Here is a 19,425-nt window from a genome sequence, read left to right on the forward strand (position 1 = left end):
GTCCAAGGTCTAAGGTGTGCGGATTCATTCTCGAAGAGGGCAGTCGCCCGGGGGAGGCAGTCGGCGAGCGCCAGACCGGGCTGAGTGAAAGCTGTCTGGCAGGCATGAAAAAGGCCCCGCAATGCGGGGCCTTGGACGATCGATAGCGCTTGCGTGCGTGAGGTCAGACTACCTGTCGCAGGCGTTGACTCGCACGGGTTCTGGCGTTGATCAGTGCTCAGTCATTGATCAGTGCTTAGCCATTGATCGGAGCAGAGTCGATCTTGCGCTTGGCGGGCTTCTTGGCCGGCGTGCCGGGTTCGATCACGAAGTAATCGGCGTCGGAGGGCGGCAGCGGCGCGCGGCCACGAATCTTGTCGGCCATCTTCTCGGCCAGCATGATCGTCGGCGCATTCAGGTTGCCGGTCGGGATGACCGGGAACAGCGAGGCATCGACGACGCGCAGGTTGTCGAGGCCATGCACGCGACCGGCACCATCGACCACTGAAGTCTCGTCGCTGCCCATGCGGCAGCTGCCACACGGGTGGTAGGCGGTCTCGGCGTGGTTGCGCACGTACTCGTCGAGCTCGGCGTCGGTCTGCGCCTGGGCGCCCGGTGCCAGCTCGCGGCCGCGGTAGGGGTCCAGCGCGGGCTGGGCGATGATCTCGCGGGTCAGGCGGATGGCGGCGCGGAACTCTTCCCAGTCACGCTCCTCGGCCATGTAGTTGAAGAAGATTGACGGCGCGGCCTTGGGATCGAGTGAGGTCAGGCGTACGCGGCCCTTGCTCTGGGAGCGCATCGACCCGACGTGCGCCTGGAAGCCGTGGCCCTGCACTGCGCTCTTGCCGTTGTAGCTGATCGCGATCGGCAGGAAGTGATACTGCAGGTTCGGCCAGGCTTCGTTGTCATCGCTGCGAATGAAGCCGGCGGCCTCGAACTGGTTGCTGGCGCCGACACCGGTGCCCTTGAGCATCCATTCCAGACCGATGGGCGGCTGGTTGTACCACTTGAGGGACGGATACAGCGAGATCGGCTGGGTGCACTCGTACTGGATGTAGAGCTCCAGGTGGTCCTGCAGGTTCTCGCCCACGCCCGGCAGGTGATGGACCATCTTCACGCCCAGCGGCTCGAGATGTTCACGGTTGCCGACGCCGGAGCGCTGCAGGATCTGCGGCGAGGCGATGGCGCCGGCGCACAGCAGCACTTCCTTGCGCGCACGCACGCGATGATCCTGACCCTTGCGCTCGTACTTCACGCCGACCGCCGTCTTGCCTTCAAACAGGATGACGTCGGTGGTGGCACGCGTCTCGATGGTCACGTTGGAGCGCTTCTTGGCGGTATCCAGATAGCCGCGCGCGGTGGAGGCGCGACGGCCTTCCCTGGTCACGAAGCGGTCCATCGGGCCGAAGCCTTCCTGCTGGTAGCCGTTGACGTCTTCGGTGGCCGGGTAGCCCGCCTCGATGCCTGCCGCGATGAAGGCATGATAGAGCTCGTTGTTGCCCTGCTTGGGCGTGGTGACCGACACCGGGCCGTCGCCGCCATGGTAGTCATTCGGGCCGATATCGCGCGTCTCGCACTTGCGGAAGTAGGGCAGGCACTCACGATAGTTCCAGTCGGCCAGGATGGGGTCCTTGGCCCAGTTGTCGTAATCCAGCGCGTTGCCGCGGATGTAGCACATGCCATTGATCAACGAGGAGCCGCCCAGACCCTTGCCGCGGCCACATTCCATGCGACGGTTGTTCATGTGCGGCTCGGGATCGGTCTTGAAGTCCCAGTTGTAGCGCTGACCCTGCAGCGGATACGCCAGCGCGGCGGGCATCTGGGTGCGGAAGTCGAAGCGGTGGTCGCGGCCACCGGCTTCCAGCAACAGCACGCTGACGTCGGCGTCTTCGCTCAGGCGGGTGGCCAGCACATTGCCGGCGCTGCCGGCGCCGATGATGACGTAGTCGTATTCACGCTCGAATTGGCTCATGGGAGGTCCTCTCGTATCGGGTGCCACATGCGGGCACATGACGCCCCGTTCACGACGGGGAGTGGCCACTGCCGGGCTGCTGGATACGTTTGCTTGTCTGTGGTGAGTCGTCGGGGCACCGCATGACAGCAAGCTGCCATCGGGGGCTCAACGACTCATCGGGATTCGGGCACTGCGCGCGGCGCTGGCGAGCGACGCGGCGTGCAGCCGGCATGGCGAGTGTTCGACATGCCGGCAGGTGGGGCATCTGGCGCTTGGTCGTGCTTGAGGCCCGGTGCTTAGGCCCGGTCTTGAGAGCCGGTACTTCAGCCTCTGGCGCCAGAGGGTGCTGCTGTCATCAGGCCTTGTGGCCAGTGATGGCTCAGAAGGCGGACTCGAACGGGCCCATCTCGATCAGCACGGACTTGGTCTGGGTGTAATGAGACAGCGTCTCGACACCGTTCTCGCGGCCGATGCCGGACTGCTTGTAGCCGCCGACCGGCATTTCGGACGGCGACTCGCCCCAGGTGTTGACCCAGCAGATGCCGGCTTCGAGCTGGTGAATCACGCGATGCGCGCGGTTCAGGCTCTCGGTGAACAGGCCAGCCGCCAGGCCATAGGTGGTGTCGTTGGCGCGACGGATGACTTCCTCTTCACTGTCGAAGGACAGGATGGACATCACCGGACCGAAGATCTCTTCCTGCACGATGCGCATGTCATCGCTGCAGTCGGTGTAGACGGTCGGTGCGACCCAGGCGCCCTTGGCGAAGTCGCCTTCGCTCATGCGCTCGCCGCCGACCAGCAGACGTGCGCCGTCCTGCTTGGCGATCTCCAGATAGGAGACGACCTTGTCCAGGTGCTCGAAGCTGACCAGCGGTCCGAAGGTGGTGGCGCGGTCCTGCGGGTCGCCGGCCTTGATGCGCGCGACGCGCTCGACGATCTTGGCTTCGAAGGCGTCCTTGACGCTGGCTTCGACGAACACGCGGGTGCCGTTGGTGCACACCTGACCGGAGCTGTAGAAGTTGGCCATCATGGCGCCGTCGGCGGCACGGTCGAGATCGGAGTCGGCGAACACCAGCAGCGGGGACTTGCCGCCCAGCTCCATGGTGACTTCCTTGAGGCTGGAAGAGGCGGACGCGGACATGACCTTCTTGCCGGTGCCGGCTTCCCCGGTGAAGGAGATCTTGGCGATATCCGGGTGCTCGGTGAGCATCACGCCGACGCGTGCATCGCCCTGCACGACGTTGAACACGCCGTCCGGCAGGCCGGCTTCGGTGAAGATCTCGGCCAGCTTCAGTGCGCTCAGCGGAGTGACTTCGCTGGGCTTGAAGACCATGGCGTTGCCGGCGGCGAGAGCCGGGGCAGACTTCCAGCAGGCGATCTGGATCGGGTAGTTCCAGGCACCGATGGCGCCGATGACGCCCAGCGGCTCCTTGCGGGTATAGACGAAGGCTTCCTGGCGCAGCGGCATCTGGCTGCCTTCGATGGCCGGCGCGAGGCCCGCGTAGTACTCGAGTGCATCGGCACCGGTGACGATGTCGACCGCTTCGGTCTCGGACAGCGGCTTGCCGGTGTCGAGTGTCTCGAGCAGCGCCAGTTCGTCGTTGCGCTCGCGCAGCAGGTCCACGGCGCGACGCAGGATGCGTGAACGCTCCATGCCGGTCATCGCGGCCCACACCTTCTGACCCTGCAGGGCGCTTTCGACGGCGGTATCGACGTCGGCACCGCTGGCCTGCTGGATCTCGGCGATGACTTCGCCGGTGGCCGGATTGACGGTCTCGAAGGTCTCGCCGGAGGTAGCCTCGACCCGACGGCCACCGATGTAGAGGGTCTGGGTCGGGAAGCTTGCGTTGCCGTTAGCCATGCGTGCGCTCCTTACTGGGTTCAGGGGAAGTGGGGGAGTCTGTCGCGTTCAGGGATGCTGCCATGTGACGTGTCAGCTGGTAGTCGACATATTCGTAGGCGAGGCGGCGTGCGCGCTCGACATCGAGGCCGGTCGGGTCCAGCGTACCGCGCAACCACAGGCCGTCGATCAAGGCGGCCAATCCGGCCGCGGCATCACGTGCCTCGTTCAGCGGCATGCAGCGGCGGAACAGGGCACATAGATTGGAGATCAGCCGCCTGTCGTTGACTCGCTGCAGGCGTTCCAGCGGAATGCGGTGCATGCTGGATGCCCAGAAGGCCAGCCAGGTCTTGGAGACGCTCTGACTGACCTGGCTGCGGTCAAAGTTGCCGTCGATCACCGCGCGCAGATGGCTGCGGACGTCGTCGTCGGCCAGTGCGGCGCGACGCTCACTGACGGCGCTGCGCAGGTCAGTGAGAATCTGGCGCATGGTGGCTTCCATCAAGCCATCCTTGCCGCCGAAATAGTGGCTGATGATGCCGGTGGACACGCCTGCGTGACGGGCAATGCGGGCCACGGTCGCGTCGGCGAGTCCTGCCTCATCGATGGCTTGCATGGTGGCCTGGATCAACTGGCGGCGGCGGATAGGTTCCATTCCCACTTTGGGCATCAACGGAGTCCTTTTCGTATATCGGGTCGGTGTGACACTTGGTGTGGCCATGGTACTGGATCATCACCGGTTTGCCGCGAGCGCTGCACCATGCTGTCGTGCGCAAAGTTTTTATTGAACGTTCAATTAACAAAAAGTGTAGAGGCTGGTTCCCGATGCGTCAAGTTGAGGCAAGGTGGGGCGGTCAGGGGGCGGTCAGGGGGCGGTCAGGGGGCGGTCAGGGGGCGGTCAGGGGGCGGTCAGGGATGGTCAGGAGGGGGAGGCGGGCGAGGCATCGAGGGCCGGTGGCGGCCAGCGACAGGCGGGCGTTCAAGACTGTGGGTTGGCGAGGCCGGTTGGTAAAAGCGCTACAGTGCGGTAGAACATGGAGGGGCAGCATGTCGATCTCAACGTAGGTTGAACGTTGCGCCGACGCTCGAGAGTTGAATGACAACGAACAATAAAACAAGGGGTTAGCATGAAACGATCACCTGGTAAGGTGCTGTTGGCACTGGGCGTCATCGCCGTGCCGGTCATGGCGAATCAGGCCCAGGCCGCCGTGTCGGAGGAATGTCGCACAGTGCGTTTCGCCGAAGTCGGCTGGACGGACATCACGGCCACCACCGCTCTGACGCGTGCCGTGCTGGAGGGGCTGGGTTATGAGACGACCTCTGACACCATCTCGGTGCCGATCGCCTATGCCGGCATGAAGAATGATGACTTCGATGTCTTCCTGGGCAACTGGATGCCGTCGATGGCCTCCATCAGTGACCCCTACATCGACAAGGGGCAGGTCGATCGCCCGCGCGCCAATCTCCAGGGCGCGAAATACACCCTGGCGGTGCCGCAGTATGTACTGGATGCCGGCGTGACCTCGGTGGCGGACCTTGCCGACAATCTCGAGAAGTTCGACGGCCGCATCTACGGGATAGAGGCGGGCAACGACGGCAACATGATCATTGCCGACATGATCGATGACGACGCCTTCGGCATGGGCGAGTTCGAGATGATCGACTCCTCGGAAGCCGGCATGCTGGCGGAAGTGAAGTCGAAGATTGCCGCCGAGGAGTGGGTCGTGTTCCTCGGCTGGGAACCGCACCCGATGAATACCCGCTTCGAGATGGGCTATCTGGAAGGGGCCGATGATTACTTCGGGCCGAATCTGGGGGGTGCGACGGTGTATACCAATACTCGCGCGGGCTACAGCGAGGCATGCACCAACGTCGGGGCCCTGCTTTCCAATCTCGAGTTCACCCTGGAGATGGAAAACCAGCTGATGGGCGACATCATGGATGGCGGCGAAGACCCGGATGATGCGGCGGCCAGTTGGCTCAAGCAGAACCCGCAGGTGCTGGAGGCCTGGCTCAAGGGAGTCGAGACCGTGGAGGGTCAGCCTGGCCTTGCCGCGGTGAAGACATCGCTGGGGATCTGATCGGCCCGTCAGGCTCGTCTGTTGAGCTTTTGATAAAAAGTGCTTGCAATTCAGCAGCCTGACCTGCAATATACGCCTCGTCGTGTGGCTACATAGCTCAGCTGGTTAGAGCACATCACTCATAATGATGGGGTCCCCTGTTCAAATCAGGGTGTAGCCACCAGTGATTCCAAGGCCTGCATCCGTGCGGGCCTTGTCACATCTGGATGTCGCTTAGTGCGCTTTCGGAGGTGGATCCGGCAGGAGGAATCGAACGAGTTCTGCGGTGGTCTGAATGGCCGAAGGTGGTTGACGCCATTGAGTATTTCCGTATAATTCGTCGCGTGTTCAAGGTTGTTCCTCGATAGCTCAGTTGGTAGAGCAAATGACTGTTAATCATTGGGTCACAGGTTCGAGTCCTGTTCGAGGAGCCAATAGCACATGCAGCATGCTTGAAATGTCAGCCTGATAGCATCCATGATGATGTCACTGACAGATGGATTTCCGGTCGTTCCTCGATAGCTCAGTTGGTAGAGCAAATGACTGTTAATCATTGGGTCACAGGTTCGAGTCCTGTTCGAGGAGCCAATCCAAGGCTTCCTGCCAATGCCGGAAATGACGCTGATAGATGAGTTCCTCGTCGTCAGCTTCGATATCGCCCTGATATCGATCGATATTTTGTTGTTCCTCGATAGCTCAGTTGGTAGAGCAAATGACTGTTAATCATTGGGTCACAGGTTCGAGTCCTGTTCGAGGAGCCAATATCACTTCCCTGCTTCCCTTCGTGTTCTCTGTTGGTCGCACCATCGCTGCCTGAGCCTTGCTTGTTGGCCCTGGCCACAAGTCCTGTTTCTGATCTCTGTTCGCAAACCCTGCTTCCTTAGTTCAGCTCGCCAGTCCGTTCCTGCTCCGCATCTTGCTTTGGTATTTCGTGCTGCTTCGGCATTTCGTGCTTTCTGCGTCGAGAGCGTGTTCCCGCGTCGCCAGCATTCTGCTGTCATCCTCTGCGCGGCAGCTGCCTGGCGTTGCGATGCATGCCATTCCGTTTCTGCTGCTACGTTTTCTGTCTTGTCGTTGCTTCGTATGTGTTGCTGCTTGGGTGTTGTGGTGCGCGCGTTGCTGCCTCGCGCGGCCGTGATGCTGCGTGCCATAGACTTTCTTTGTGGCATGAAAAAAGCCCCTGCGCTCGGTGTTGCATGAGAGCAGGGGCCTTGGCAGTCGACCAGCTTCATCAGACGCGGGTCATGGTGCGAGTCACGAGAGTCTAGCGATCACCGGTGAGGTGGGCGTAGTCGAGCAGGATCTCGGCACTTTCCTGAAGCTGGGCCTGATCGATCGGGTCCTTGGCTTCCTTGTCGCTGCTGCCTTCTTCGATATCGGTTTCCTGCTGCGGGTCACTCTCGGGGGAAGAGATGTGGTCGCTGGCGGCATCGAGTTCGGCAAAGCTTGTCAGTGGCTCGAGGTTGAGGGCACGACGGCGCTTGTTTTCCAGTGCCAGCTGCTCGGCTTCCTGGGCATCCATCTCGCGTTTGCGCTGCTCGCGATTGAGGCTGATGCTGGTCTGCTGCGCGCGCAGTGCCTTTGACAGCGCGACTTCGCTCTTCAGGTAGCTGAAGTTGGGGTCCTGTTCGACGCGGCTCTGGTGGCGGGCGCGCAATGCGGCCAGATAGCGTGCCGGATCACCGTAGCGGCGATACTTCACCGGGCGTACCTGGTCCCAGGGCAGCGCGTAGTCGAGGCTGGATTCGCCGATCTCCTGCGGGTCGATGACGCTGGGGAAGGCGATGTCCGGCTTCACGCCCTTGTTCTGGGTCGAGTCGCCGGAGATGCGATAGAACTTGGCGCGGGTCAGCTTGATCTCGCCTTCGCTCAGCGAGGAGATGGTCTGCACCGTGCCCTTGCCGAAGGTCTGGCTGCCGAGTATCGGGCCGCGGCCGTAGTCCTGGATCGCACCGGCGAAGATTTCGGATGCCGAGGCCGAGAGGCGGTTGACCAGCACGGTCAGCGGGCCGTCATAGTGGGTGCCGGCATCGGTATCGCCGTAGAGGCTGATGCGGCCGCGTGCATCACGCACCTGCACGGTGGGGCCGCGATCGATGAACAGGCCGATCATCGAATTGGCTTCCTGCAGGGCGCCGCCGCCGTTGTTGCGCAGATCGAGAATGATGCCTTCCACCTGCTTGGCCTTCAGTTCATCGATCAGGCGCGCCACGTCGCGAGTGGTGCTGCGATAGTCGTCTTCACCGGCCTGCCAGGCATCGAAATCGACATAGAAGGCGGGTACATGAATGACGCCGATCCTGTGGACGCCGTCATCGCGCTTGACGTCGATGACCTTGGCGTTGGCAGCCTGGTCCTCGAGCTTGACGGTGTCGCGGGTGATATCCAGTTCACGCGTCTTGGTGACATCCAGCGACTGGGCCGGAATCACTTCCAGGCGCACGACGGAGCCCTTCGGGCCGCGGATCAAGTCCACGACGTCATCCAGTCGCATGCCGACCACGTTGGTCCACTCACTGTCGCCCTGACCCTGGCCGACGGCCACGATGCGGTCGGCCGGCTTGAGCTCGCCATCCTTCTCGGCAGGGCCGCCGGGCACGAGACTCGAGACCTTGACGTATTCACCTTCGGATTGCAGCAGGGCGCCGATGCCATCCAGCGACAGCTTCATCTGGATATCGAAGGATTCGCCCTGACGCGGCGAGAAGTATTCACTGTGCGGGTCGATGCTGCCGGTCACGGCATGCATCACCAGCGTCAGGATATCTTCATCGTTGGTCTGCTTGATGCGCTTGAGCTGGTTGGAATAGCGCTCGCTGAGCGTCTTGGCGATCTCGTCATCGCTCTTGTCGGACAGCGACATCGATAGCCAGGCATTCTTGAGGCGCTTGCGCCACAGCTCGTCGAGCTCCTGCTCGCTATCGGCCCACGGGCTGTCCTTGCGGTCCAGCGCCAGGCGATCGTCCTTGTCGAAATCGAAGCTCGGCTTGGCGTCCAGCGTCTTCACCAGCCAGGTGAGGCGTGCGGTGAGGCGTTGCTGATAGCGCTCGTAGAGGCCATAGATACGCTCGAGATCACCATCGACCATGGCGTCGTCGAAATCATGACGCAGGTCGCTGAACTCGCTGATGTCCGCATCCAGCAAATAGGCTTTCTGGGGGTCGAGAGTCTTGAGGTATTGCGTAAAGGCGCGGTTGGCCCAGTGGTCATCCAGGGTCACATCTTCGTAATGCCCATAGCGCAAAGACTCGGCAACTTCGCGAGCAGCCTGTGCATCGGCGTCAGTAGGGGGGACCGCGGCGCTGGCAGGGCCGGCCATGGCAAGACACAGGGCAACGAATGCCGTGCGCCGGACGTTTGCGAACAGGCTCATCAATGAAGCACTCCCGATTCATGTACACTCTGCTCCCTGAACGACCTCCCCGCAGGGGGTCGAGCGGGCATTGTAGCAGTCTCACGCACCATACACAGTTGTCTGGCGTTGATGCGTTGGGGTTGTGAAAACTCTGTCAGCGCAGGGCTTTGGCTGGCATGCCGCGCTTCTCGACGCCCCGCTGAATGGTGACTGGATGGCAGTCATGTCATCGAAGGGTCGTCACAGGTTTTCCCCATCATGTTTCTTCTTATACAGTGCCTTGCATATATCTTCGAGGACCAGACGCCATCATGACTCATGCGATTGCGGATTCCCGCGTTCCCGCACTGCTCGACTTCCTGTCTTCTTCTCCCACGCCGTGGCATGCGACAGCTTCCATGGCGCAGCGTCTTGAACAGGCGGGCTATCGTCGCCTCAGCGAGACGTCTTCCTGGCAGCTGGCGCCCGGTGAGCGCGCCTATGTCACGCGCAATGATTCCTCGTTGATCACCTTTCAGCTCCCGAAGGGTGATACGTCGCTGAGCTCACTTCGGATGATCGGTGCGCACACCGATTCGCCCTGTCTGCGCCTGAAACCCAATCCGGCACAGGCCAGTCAGGGCTGGTTGACGCTGGGCGTCGAGACCTATGGCGGCGTGTTGCTGAGCACCTGGTTCGATCGCGATCTGGGCCTTGCGGGCCGTGTCCAGGTGCGGCATGCGGACGGCCGTCGCGAGACGCTGCTGCTGACGGTCATGCGTCCGTTTGCCTGCGTGCCGAGCCTGGCGATCCATCTGGATCGTGACGTCAACAGCGGGCGTGCCATCAATGCCCAGACCCAGATGTCAGCCGTGGTCATGCAGCTGGGGGACGAGGCCGGGACGCCCGCGGAGGTCTTCAATGCGCTTTTGATCGAGCTGATCGAGGAGCAGCACGGCGTGCGGGTCGCGGATGTCGTCGACTTCGAGCTGGGCCTGCATGATCTGCAGCCGGCGGCGCAGTCGGGGCTGAAGGGTGAGTTGATCACCAGTGCGCGCCTCGACAATCTGCTGTCCTGTTTCGTCGGTCTCGAGGCACTGCTGGAGGCCGATGGCAGTCAGGGGGCGCTGTTCGTCACCACCGATCATGAAGAAGTCGGCAGTGCCAGCGCCTGTGGTGCCCAGGGGCCCTTCCTGGCCGATGTGCTCAAGCGCATCAATCACTACGTCGGCTTGGACAGCGAAGAAGGCTATCAGTGCCTCGTGCAGCGCTCCTTGATGATTTCTTGCGATAATGCCCACGCCGTGCACCCCAATTTCGCGGACAAGCATGATGCGGGGCATGGGCCGAAGTTGAATGCCGGGCCGGTCATCAAGGTCAATGCCAATCAGCGTTACGCCACCAACAGCACCACGGCCGGGCTGTTCCGCGAGATGTGTCGCGAGCAGGATGTGCCGGTGCAGACCTTCGTCAGTCGTGCCGACATGGGCTGTGGCAGCACCATCGGGCCGATCACCGCCAGTGAGGTGGGGGTGCCGACCCTGGATGTGGGGCTGCCGCAGTGGGGCATGCACTCGATTCGTGAGACATCCGGCAGTGCCGATGTCGCCATGCTGATCAAGGTGCTGGTAGCCTTCTGCAATCGCGAGCAGCTGGACTGAGTCGAGCTGGATTGTGCTGAGAGAGCGGGCGCGTAGCGTAATATCGTAAAAAAGACGAGCCTGGAAAAAGGGCGGCCTGCGGGTCGCCCTTTTTGATGCCTGTGACCTGGCTCGAGGGCTACGGCGCAGGGCGCTGGATGCGCGAGTCTTGCGTATGGATCGCGCACAACGAAAAAGGCCTGACTGCAAGCAGTCAGGCCTTTCGAATCTTGGTTGGTGGCTACACCCTGATTTGAACAGGGGACCCCATCATTATGAGTGATGTGCTCTAACCAGCTGAGCTATGTAGCCGTCCAACGGAGGCGAATATTACGGATTGTCCGCGATGTTGTCAACGTATCAGCGCGAAAAAGTGGCAGGGAATTCATCAGGCTAGCGTCCCGGCCGCGCAGCGAGGGCATCAGGTAGGCTGTCGGAGAGAGAGCTGGGTATAGCCTCTCGCGAGATGGCGCGTGCGATGAGGTCGCCACTGGCGCAGGCCAGCGTGAAGCCCAGACTGCCATGGCCGACGTTCAGCCACAGATTGTCCGGGCTGTTCGCTTGCCGGGGACGGCCGAGGATCGGCGGCCCTTTGGGCGTGCTGGGGCGCAGTCCGGCCCAGGGAGTGGCCTGCGCGAAATCGCCGGCTGCGGGGAAGGTGTCGCTGGCCAGCTTGCGCAGGGCGGCAATGCGCTGCTCATCCAGTTCGGGGTGGAAGCTGTCGCGTTCCCGCTGGCCGATATCCACCATCGCCGCGACGCGCAGCTGGCGTGATGCCGACGACTCCAGGTCGGCATAGACCACCTTGCGTGCCGAGTCGGTGACGCTGATGCGCGGCGCGGCCGTCTCCGGGGTGTCAGCTGTCAGCGCCAAGGTGAGGCTGTAGCCCTTGAGTGGCTGCAGGGGCAGGCGAATGCCCAGGGGGCGCACCAGCTCGGCGGCATGATTGCCGGCCGCGATGACGACCTCTTCGACGGCGAGGCATTCTCGGCGGCCATCAAGGTGTCTGAGCTCGAGCTGCGCGATGCGGCCGTTGCGTGCGCTCAGCGCGGCGACGCGCGTGTTGGCGAGGCGCGTGTAGCGCCCGGAGACCTGCAGCTTGCGCTCCAGCGCCTGACAGAAGGCATGGCAATCCGCGGTCTCGTCCGAGGCGCTGAAGATGGCGCCTGACAGATGGGCTTGCTGATGGGCCAGTGAGGGCTCCAGCGCGATGCATTGGCGTGCATCGAGCACCTGTTGGTCCTGCGGGGCGACGCGCGCGGCGGCCGCCTTGTCGAGCGCTATCGGGTCACGATGGATCACCAGCTTGCCGCGCTGCTGCCAGGCGAAGTCGCCGAGCGCATCTCGAGTGCGCCACTCGCTCATGATCGCCTGGCTGTGCAGCGCCAGCGAGAGCATCTGCGCTGCGCTGGTCTGATGTGTGCGGTGATTGCAGGCGGCCACAAAGCGGGCCATCCAGCGCCATTGTGCGGGGGCCAGATTCGGGCGCAGTTTCAGCGGTGCCTCATTGCCTGCCAAAAGCCACTTGATGGCCTGGCGGGGCACGCCGCTATCGGCCAGTGGCGCCACATAGCGATAGCTCAGCTGGCCGCCATTGGCGTGGCTGGTCTCGCTGGCGACCTCGGCATGGGCGTCGATCAGGGTCACGCAGTGGCCGGCGCGCACCAGGGCGTGGGCACTGGCGAGGCCGATCACGCCGCCTCCGATGAGGGTCACGTGGCGTTGCATGCTGGGCTCCCGGGTCGTGAAGGTCGTGTCCTGCTCGAGCATGCCGGTCGCTTGCGTAAGTGGCGAATGAAAAGGATGTGCTGCGCCATAACCCGAGGTTATGGGGTAACCTGATGCGCAGGCGCTCAAGTGCGCCCTCAAGTACGCCCTCAAGTAAGCCCTCTAGACAACCGGACAGGGAGATAGCGCATGCGGCTCAGGGACCTGGAGATCTTTCACGCCGTCCTGCAGGCCGGTAGCGTGACCGGCGCGGCGCGGTTGCTGCATATCTCCCAGCCAGCGGCGAGCAAGGCGCTGCAGCAGGTCGAGCGCCAGTGGGGCATCACGCTGTTCACGCGCAGTGCAGGGCAGCTTCATCCCACCGAGGAGGCGCGCAAGCTGGAAGCGGCCAGTCAGGGGATGCTCGGTCAGCTGGACGATGTGAGGCGGCTGGTCGATGGCTTGCGTGAGGGCGAGGCACGCACGCTCAAGGTGGTGGCGACGCCTGCCATCGCCCAGCAATTGCTGCCGCAGGCGCTGGGTCAGTGGCGCCGGCGTCAGCCACGGGTCAGCTGTGAGTTGGCGACCCAGCATACCCGCGAGATCGTCGATGCCCTGTTGCTGCATGAGGTCGATATCGCACTCACGCTGAGTGCGCCGACGCATCCTGCGCTGATGATGCGTCCGCTGGTGCGCATGCCGCTGCTGGTGCTCGCGCCCGCAGGGTATTGGGCACAGGACTGTCAGCAGGCGCCGATGACGGTGGCGGAGTTAGCCGGTCAGCGCCTGATCGCGCTGGGAGCGCACGACCCGCTGGCGCGGCGACTCGATGGTCTGCTGGCGAGCGTGGCGCAGGAAGCTTCAAGCAATTTGCCATCTTCGCCGCGCATCGTGACGCGTGTGCAGACCTATCCACTGGCGGCGGCGCTGGTTCAGGCGGGGGAGGGGTTGGCGGTGGTCGATGCGCTCACGGCGCATGCCGCCACTACAGAGCGCGGCTTGAGCGCTCGTCAGCTGCCTCAGGCGGGTGAGCTGGTGCTGAGCGCCGTGTGGCGACGCGAGGCGGGGCGTTCGCGGCTGGCGCAGTCGCTGGCAGACCAGCTCGCCAGGCAGGCCGCGCAGTGGCTGCAGGTGCCGCTGGCAGAGCCCTCAGCGGTCTGAGCCCTTCGCTGGTTGAGCTCTCTGTTGGTTAAGACCTCCACGGCTTGATCGGTGCCCCTGATTGAACCGTTTGCCGCACCACAACGCAGAACGCCCCTGACCTCGTGAGAGATCAGGGGCGTTCTGTCAGGACAGGCTGTCAGGGCGTCAGCTGGGCCCGGGCGTCGCCGGGCACCGGTGAGCCATCAGACATTGAAGCGGTAGTGCACCACGTCGCCATCCTTGAGGATGTAGTCCTTGCCTTCCAGGCGCCATTTGCCGGCATCCTTGGCGCCTTGCTCGCCCTTGTAGGCGATGAAGTCGTCATAGGAGATGACTTCGGCACGGATGAAGCCTTTCTGGAAGTCGGTGTGGATGACACCAGCGCCTTCCGGTGCGGTAGCGCCGATCTTGACGGTCCAGGCACGTACTTCCTTCACGCCAGCGGTGAAGTAGGTCTGCAGGCCCAGCAGCTCGTAACCGGCGCGGATGACGCGGTCCAGGCCCGGCTCTTCCATGCCCAGCTCGTCGAGGAACATCTCGCGCTCTTCCTCGTCCAGCTCGGCGATCTCGGCTTCGATCTTGTTGCACACCGGCACGACGCTGGCGCCTTCGTTGGCGGCAATGCCGCGCACGATATCGAGGTAGGGATTGTTCTCGAAGCCTTCCTCGCTGACGTTGGCGATGTACATGGTCGGCTTGAGGGTCAGGAAGCCGAAGCCGCGCACGATCTTCAGGTCGTCATCGCTGAGGCCGAAGCTGCGCAGCGGCTGGCCTTCGGCCAGGTGCGGCTGGATGCGTTCCAGCACGGCCTTGGTGGCGATGGCTTCCTTGTCGCCGCCCTTGGCGACACGGGCCAGACGCTGGATGCTGCGCTCGACGCTGTCGAGATCGGCCAGGGCCAGCTCGATGTTGATGGTCTCGATGTCGGCGGCCGGGTCGACGTGGTTGGCGACGTGGATGACGTTGTCATCCTCGAAGCAGCGCACCACGTGCGCGATGGCGTCGGTCTCGCGGATGTTGGCCAGGAACTTGTTGCCCAGACCTTCGCCCTTGGAAGCGCCCGCGACCAGACCCGCGATGTCGACGAATTCCATGGTGGTCGGAATCACCTTCTCCGGCTTGACGATCTCGGCCAGCGCGTTCAGGCGAGGGTCAGGCATCGGCACGATACCGGTGTTCGGCTCGATGGTGCAGAAGGGGAAGTTCTCGGCGTCAATGCCAGACTTGGTCAGTGCATTGAAGAGAGTGGACTTGCCGACGTTCGGCAGGCCGACGATGCCGCAATTGAAACCCATGGCGCTAGATCCTGGTGTGACGTATCGAATGGGGCGTGGCACTGGCAGACGTCTCGACCAGCAGGCTCTGAGTGCACAGGCACTGGGCATGCGGGGAAACGAGTGGGCAGGCACGGAATGAAGACAGGCGGGAAGTGTAAGGCCTCATGCCGCCGAGGTCATCCATTGGGCGCATGTCGCGCGACAAATGATGCCTTTTGCTGCTGATCGCGTGGCGAGACGCGCGCACGCAAGCGAGGTGATGCGCTGAGCGAATCACCGAAATTCGGAGAGGGGTGATGCAGGGGTTCAGCTCTTGAAGGAATGCAGGCGATTCATGGCCCGTGCCCATTCGCCACTGATGGCGTCGGGGAGGGTCATCACCACTTCGTCGATGGCGTCGTCGATAGCCTGGCGTTCAGCCTTGCCGGGACGTCCGAGCACGAAGTTGGTCACCAGCTTGGCATTGCCGGGGTGGCCGATGCCGATGCGGGCACGATGGAACGACTTGTCGTTGCCCAGTGCACTGATGATGTCGCGCAACCCGTTGTGACCGCCATGGCCGCCACCCTGCTTGTAGCGGGCGGTGCCGGGGTCGATGTCCAGCTCATCGTGGGCGACGAGCAGTTCATCCGGGGCGAGCTTGTAGAAGTTGCACAATGCGGCCACGGCCTGACCGCTGCGATTCATGAACGTCGATGGGAACAGCAAATGCAGATCCTGACCGGCGAAGTGGACCTTCGCGTACTGGCCATGGAACTTGCGTTCCGGACGCAACGTGGTGTGACCGTGGCGCGCAAGAGCGTCAAGGAGCCAGACGCCGGCATTGTGACGGGTGTCTTCGTATTCGTTCCCCGGGTTACCGAGGCCGATGATCGCTTTCACTCGTGACATGCGCTGTCTGGCTCCTTGATCAGGCTGCGTTATTCTGCAGCAGGTGCTTCTTCGCCTTCAGCAGCATCTTCTGCGTCAGCAGAGATGTTCGGACGAGTGACGTTGACCACAGCGGTGTCGTGATCGGCACCGTGGGACAGGGCAACGGACTCGGCGCCTTCCGGCAGAGCGATGTCGGACAGGTGCAGGGTGTGGCCAACTTCCAGCTTGGACACGTCCAGCTCCAGGTATTCCGGCAGGGCTTCCGGCAGGCAGCTGATTTCGACGTCAGTCGCCAGGACGTGCAGGACGCCGTCCTGGTCCTTGACACCGACACAGGCTTCCTGACCAGTGATGTGCAGCGGCACGTTCATGGTCAGTTTGTGGGTCGGATCGATGCGCAGGAAGTCGACGTGAGTCAGCAGCGGCTTGAACGGGTGACGCTGCAGGTCACGGATGACGACTTTCTCGGTCTTGCCCGCAACATTCAGGGTGATGATGGAGGAGTAGAACGCCTCATCGTCAACCGCCTTGTACAGGCTCGGCTTGTCGATCATGACCGGAGTCGGAGCCTGGTCGGCACCGTAGATGATGGCCGGCACGAAGTCGTTCGTACGACGCAGGCGGCGGCTCGCACCTTTCCCCAGGTCTTCACGAACTTCAGCATTCAGTTTGAACAGTTTCATTTTGCAGATACCTCAAGGGTCTAATGAGAATCCGGTAGCCCCCGCGACCAGAGCGCTACCGGATCCATGAGGCCGGCCCGGAGATTTCTGGGCCGGCCGCTTGTCGGCAGATGACGGATCATCTGCCGTTGTCAGTGCCTCTTCCTCGAGCAGCGGCGAGCAGGGCCCGCCGACAGGACTCAGTGGAACATGGCGCTGACGGATTCTTCATTGCTGACGCGACGGATCGCCTCGGCGATCAGGCCAGCGACTGTCAGCTGGCGGATCTTGCCGGAACGACGCGCGGCGTCGGACAGCGGGATGGTGTCGGCAACCACCACTTCGTCGAGGACGGAGTTGGTGATGTTGTCGACCGCCGGGCCGGACAGGATCGCGTGGGACGCATAGGCCACGACGCGGTTGGCGCCATGATCCTTGAGTGCCTCGCCCGCCTTGCACAGGGTGCCGGCGGTATCGATCATGTCATCGACCAGCACGCAGGTGCGGTCCTTGATATCACCGATGATGTTCATCACCTGGGCCTGGTTGGCCTGGGGACGACGCTTGTCGATGATGGCCAGCTCGCAGTTGAGCTGCTTGGCGATGGCACGGGCACGTACCACGCCGCCCACATCCGGGGAGACGACGATCAGATTGTCATAGTTCTGACGTTCGATGTCGTCGAGCAGGATCGGTGAGCCGTAGACGTTGTCCACCGGCACATCGAAGAAGCCCTGGATCTGGTCGGCATGCAGGTCCATGGTCATGACGCGATTGACGCCAGCCTTGACCATCATGTCCGCGACCACCTTCGCCGAGATCGGCACGCGAGCAGAGCGCACGCGGCGGTCCTGACGGGCGTAACCGAAGTAGGGAACGACCGCAGTGATACGCGCCGCAGACGCACGACGCAACGCGTCCACCATCAGGATCAGCTCCATCAGGTTGTCGTTGGTCGGTGCGCAGGTGGACTGCATGATGAAGACGTCCTTGCCGCGAACGTTTTCGTTGATTTCTACCGCAATCTCGCCATCGCTGAACTGACCGACGGTTGCATGGCCCAGGCGGGTATCGAGGGCTTCAGCTACCTTGCGGGCGAGAGCGGGATTGGCATTCCCCGCGAATACCATCAGTTTTGACACGCGCAGCCACCTTTGGAGTCTTGTGGGATCTCGGGAGTGGAGAATTCCGGGTTGACCGGGAACGGCCAGGATTGGCTGGGGTACCAGGATTCGAACCTGGGAATGTCGGTACCAGAAACCGGTGCCTTACCACTTGGCGATACCCCAGCAACGTTCACTTCAACCAGTTGCTGTGCTCAGGCCGAAGCCAGAGCGGCATGTAGAGGGGAGATATTGCAACCGCGTGCCGAGAAGGCGTGCCACATCGGGCGCTCGAGTTCGAGTCGACCCAGCACCTCGCTGGCCTGTCGTGCGTCGTCAAACGCACAGAACACACAGGCGCCGGTGCCCGTCAGTCTGGCGGTGCCGAACTGGTCCAGCCAGTCCAGGGCGTCGGCGACTGCCGGGTACAAAGTGCGCACCACGACTTCACAGTCGTTGCGGCCCCCCTGCAGTGCGCGCGCCATACTAATCGCGAGGCTGGAACGTGTCAATTGCGGGTGGCCGAACACGGCGGGTGTCGCGACCTCGACACCGGGGTGGATCACCACGAACCATGGGGTGTCCAGCGGGGCTGGCACCAGGCGTTCGCCGATGCCTTCGGCCCAGGCGGCGAAGCCGCGCACGAACACCGGCACATCCGCGCCGAGCGACAGGCCGAGCTCGGCAATGGCATCTTCGCCAAGTTCAAGCCCCCAGAGTCTGTCCAGCGCCAGCAGGGTCGTGGCGGCGTCGCTGCTGCCGCCCCCCAGGCCGCCACCCATCGGCAGCACTTTCTCCAGCGTGATATCGACACCGGGCAATGCGGTGGGTGACGCGACCTTGCCCTGCGCGTGTGCGGCTTCTCGCAGCAGGCGCGCGGCGCGCACGATCAGGTTGGCCTCTTCGGGTACACCTTCAATAGGCGGCGAGAGGTGGATGGCCTCATCGTCGCGCAGCGTGAAGCTGAGGCTGTCGCCGTGCTCGAGAAACTGGAACAGCGTCTGCAGCTCGTGATAGCCATCGGCGCGCTGGCCCGTGATATGCAGCATGCGATTGAGCTTGGCCGGGGCGGGCAGGGTGAGAGTCATGGTCGATGCGGATGCGGCTGTCGATGTTGTCATGGAAGAAGGAGAAGGTGTCACGATCACAGCGCCTGCCACTGGTTGACGATGAGCGTGGCGGTGAGGTCGCCGTAGTAGAGCTTCATCTTGCGCGGCAGCCACAGGCCTTCGGCGCGGGTCCAGTCCTGATAGTCCACTTCCCAGCCGTCCTGATAGAGGGTGGTCGGGAAGCCCAGCTCATCTGCCTCGATGTCATGCTCGCCAGCGGCCGGTACGCCGCGCACCCAGTTGTCGAGGGCACCCAGCGGCAATGACCAGCCCAGTTGCGCCAGCATCAGACTCTCGGCATCCGGGGCCTCGAAGTCACCCTCGGAGGAGGAGAGGCGCACACCATCGGCGTCGCGCACCAGGGTCGTGCGCCCCGCGCCCAGCGGCCCGGTGATCAGCATGTGGTAGTCATCGCCGTCCTGCTGCCAGTCGAGGTTGGCGCTATGGCCTTCCTCGGGGGTGCGAATGCCGACCTTGCCTGCCAGCTGCCAGTGGGTCAGGGCGGCAAGTTGCGCGTCCTGTTGCTGCCAGTCGCCGTCGCTGCGCGTCAGATCACCGGCATTGTCGCTGGCCATCTGGCTGGCGCAGCCGCTGAGTACCAGTGTCATGGCCAGCAGGGCTGGCCCGAGCAGACGGCGTGCCTGGCTCAGCAGGGGGAGTGACAGGGGAGAAGTGATCATGACGCGAAAGCCTTCCGGATGGCGAGAAGATGAGTGATGGTGAGTGAGACTCCACTCACTGACG

Annotated in this window: 14 protein-coding genes and 6 tRNA genes; 7 read left to right on the top strand and 13 right to left on the bottom strand. The window is 63.0% G+C overall.

From position 1 onward, the window contains the following. Positions 1-235: 235 nt before the first annotated feature. The 3 genes from betA to betI all read right to left on the bottom strand — a co-directional run bounded on the left by betA (position 236) and on the right by betI (position 4,443). Positions 236-1,951, bottom strand: a complete 1,716-nt coding sequence (betA, locus tag R1T44_RS04760; protein ID WP_043335917.1) for a choline dehydrogenase — start codon at positions 1,949-1,951, stop codon at positions 236-238. A 361-nt stretch (positions 1,952-2,312) separates the two neighbouring features. Continuing rightward, positions 2,313-3,794 carry a betaine-aldehyde dehydrogenase gene (betB, locus tag R1T44_RS04765; protein ID WP_043335915.1) on the bottom strand — a complete coding sequence of 494 codons (1,482 nt, stop codon included), beginning with the start codon at positions 3,792-3,794 and terminating at the stop codon, positions 2,313-2,315. Beyond that, positions 3,787-4,443 (bottom strand): transcriptional regulator BetI, encoded by a 657-nt coding sequence (betI, locus tag R1T44_RS04770; protein WP_043335913.1) that lies wholly within the window; start codon positions 4,441-4,443, stop codon positions 3,787-3,789. Before betI ends, betB begins: the two co-directional genes overlap by 8 nt. Positions 4,444-4,900: 457 nt before the next feature. Between betI and R1T44_RS04775 the strand changes: the two genes are divergently transcribed. From R1T44_RS04775 to R1T44_RS04795, 5 genes are all read left to right on the top strand, one after another. After that, positions 4,901-5,854, top strand: a complete 954-nt coding sequence (locus R1T44_RS04775) for a choline ABC transporter substrate-binding protein (protein ID WP_043335911.1) — start codon at positions 4,901-4,903, stop codon at positions 5,852-5,854. 86 nt (positions 5,855-5,940) lie between these two features. Beyond that, positions 5,941-6,017, top strand: a tRNA-Met gene (locus tag R1T44_RS04780). Positions 6,018-6,191: 174 nt separating this feature from the next. After that, positions 6,192-6,267, top strand: a tRNA-Asn gene (locus R1T44_RS04785). 78 nt (positions 6,268-6,345) lie between these two features. Beyond that, a tRNA-Asn gene (locus R1T44_RS04790) sits at positions 6,346-6,421 on the top strand. A gap of 97 nt (positions 6,422-6,518) precedes the next feature. Further along, positions 6,519-6,594 (top strand) — tRNA-Asn (locus R1T44_RS04795). A 503-nt stretch (positions 6,595-7,097) separates the two neighbouring features. On the opposite strand, the gene R1T44_RS04800 is transcribed toward R1T44_RS04795, so the two are convergent. After that, positions 7,098-9,206, bottom strand: coding sequence for a carboxy terminal-processing peptidase (locus R1T44_RS04800; protein ID WP_317292685.1), 2,109 nt, complete (start codon positions 9,204-9,206; stop codon positions 7,098-7,100). 293 nt (positions 9,207-9,499) lie between these two features. On the opposite strand from R1T44_RS04800, the gene R1T44_RS04805 reads away from it, so the two are divergent. Beyond that, the gene (locus R1T44_RS04805; RefSeq protein WP_317292686.1) at positions 9,500-10,828 is read left to right on the top strand and encodes a M18 family aminopeptidase; all 1,329 of its coding nucleotides are present in this window, start codon (positions 9,500-9,502) and stop codon (positions 10,826-10,828) included. A 214-nt stretch (positions 10,829-11,042) separates the two neighbouring features. On the opposite strand, the gene R1T44_RS04810 is transcribed toward R1T44_RS04805, so the two are convergent. After that, a tRNA-Met gene (locus R1T44_RS04810) sits at positions 11,043-11,119 on the bottom strand. Positions 11,120-11,200: 81 nt separating this feature from the next. After that, positions 11,201-12,535 (bottom strand): FAD-dependent oxidoreductase, encoded by a 1,335-nt coding sequence (locus R1T44_RS04815; RefSeq protein WP_317292687.1) that lies wholly within the window; start codon positions 12,533-12,535, stop codon positions 11,201-11,203. A 189-nt stretch (positions 12,536-12,724) separates the two neighbouring features. Between R1T44_RS04815 and R1T44_RS04820 the strand changes: the two genes are divergently transcribed. Beyond that, positions 12,725-13,675: a LysR family transcriptional regulator gene (locus R1T44_RS04820; RefSeq protein WP_317292688.1), complete on the top strand. Its 951-nt coding sequence runs from the start codon at positions 12,725-12,727 to the stop codon at positions 13,673-13,675. A gap of 185 nt (positions 13,676-13,860) precedes the next feature. Here R1T44_RS04820 and ychF read toward each other — a convergent pair whose 3' ends face one another. The 7 genes from ychF to lolB all read right to left on the bottom strand — a co-directional run bounded on the left by ychF (position 13,861) and on the right by lolB (position 19,361). Continuing rightward, positions 13,861-14,952: a redox-regulated ATPase YchF gene (gene ychF / locus R1T44_RS04825; protein ID WP_107335448.1), complete on the bottom strand. Its 1,092-nt coding sequence runs from the start codon at positions 14,950-14,952 to the stop codon at positions 13,861-13,863. 288 nt (positions 14,953-15,240) lie between these two features. Further along, positions 15,241-15,825 (bottom strand): aminoacyl-tRNA hydrolase, encoded by a 585-nt coding sequence (pth, locus tag R1T44_RS04830; RefSeq protein WP_043335900.1) that lies wholly within the window; start codon positions 15,823-15,825, stop codon positions 15,241-15,243. A 29-nt stretch (positions 15,826-15,854) separates the two neighbouring features. Continuing rightward, complete coding sequence (locus R1T44_RS04835; RefSeq protein ID WP_043335898.1) at positions 15,855-16,490, bottom strand: 50S ribosomal protein L25/general stress protein Ctc; 636 nt, start codon at positions 16,488-16,490, stop codon at positions 15,855-15,857. A 179-nt stretch (positions 16,491-16,669) separates the two neighbouring features. Further along, a complete protein-coding gene (locus tag R1T44_RS04840) occupies positions 16,670-17,611 on the bottom strand; it encodes a ribose-phosphate pyrophosphokinase (protein ID WP_172978614.1) in 942 nt (313 codons plus the stop codon). 72 nt (positions 17,612-17,683) lie between these two features. After that, a tRNA-Gln gene (locus tag R1T44_RS04845) sits at positions 17,684-17,758 on the bottom strand. Positions 17,759-17,787: 29 nt separating this feature from the next. Further along, positions 17,788-18,660, bottom strand: coding sequence for a 4-(cytidine 5'-diphospho)-2-C-methyl-D-erythritol kinase (ispE, locus tag R1T44_RS04850; RefSeq protein ID WP_317292689.1), 873 nt, complete (start codon positions 18,658-18,660; stop codon positions 17,788-17,790). A gap of 56 nt (positions 18,661-18,716) precedes the next feature. Further along, positions 18,717-19,361 (bottom strand): lipoprotein insertase outer membrane protein LolB, encoded by a 645-nt coding sequence (lolB, locus tag R1T44_RS04855; RefSeq protein ID WP_107335447.1) that lies wholly within the window; start codon positions 19,359-19,361, stop codon positions 18,717-18,719. Between the last annotated feature and the right edge of the window lie 64 nt (positions 19,362-19,425).

Source organism: Cobetia amphilecti (genome assembly GCF_032923285.1).
Lineage (GTDB): Bacteria > Pseudomonadota > Gammaproteobacteria > Pseudomonadales > Halomonadaceae > Cobetia > Cobetia amphilecti.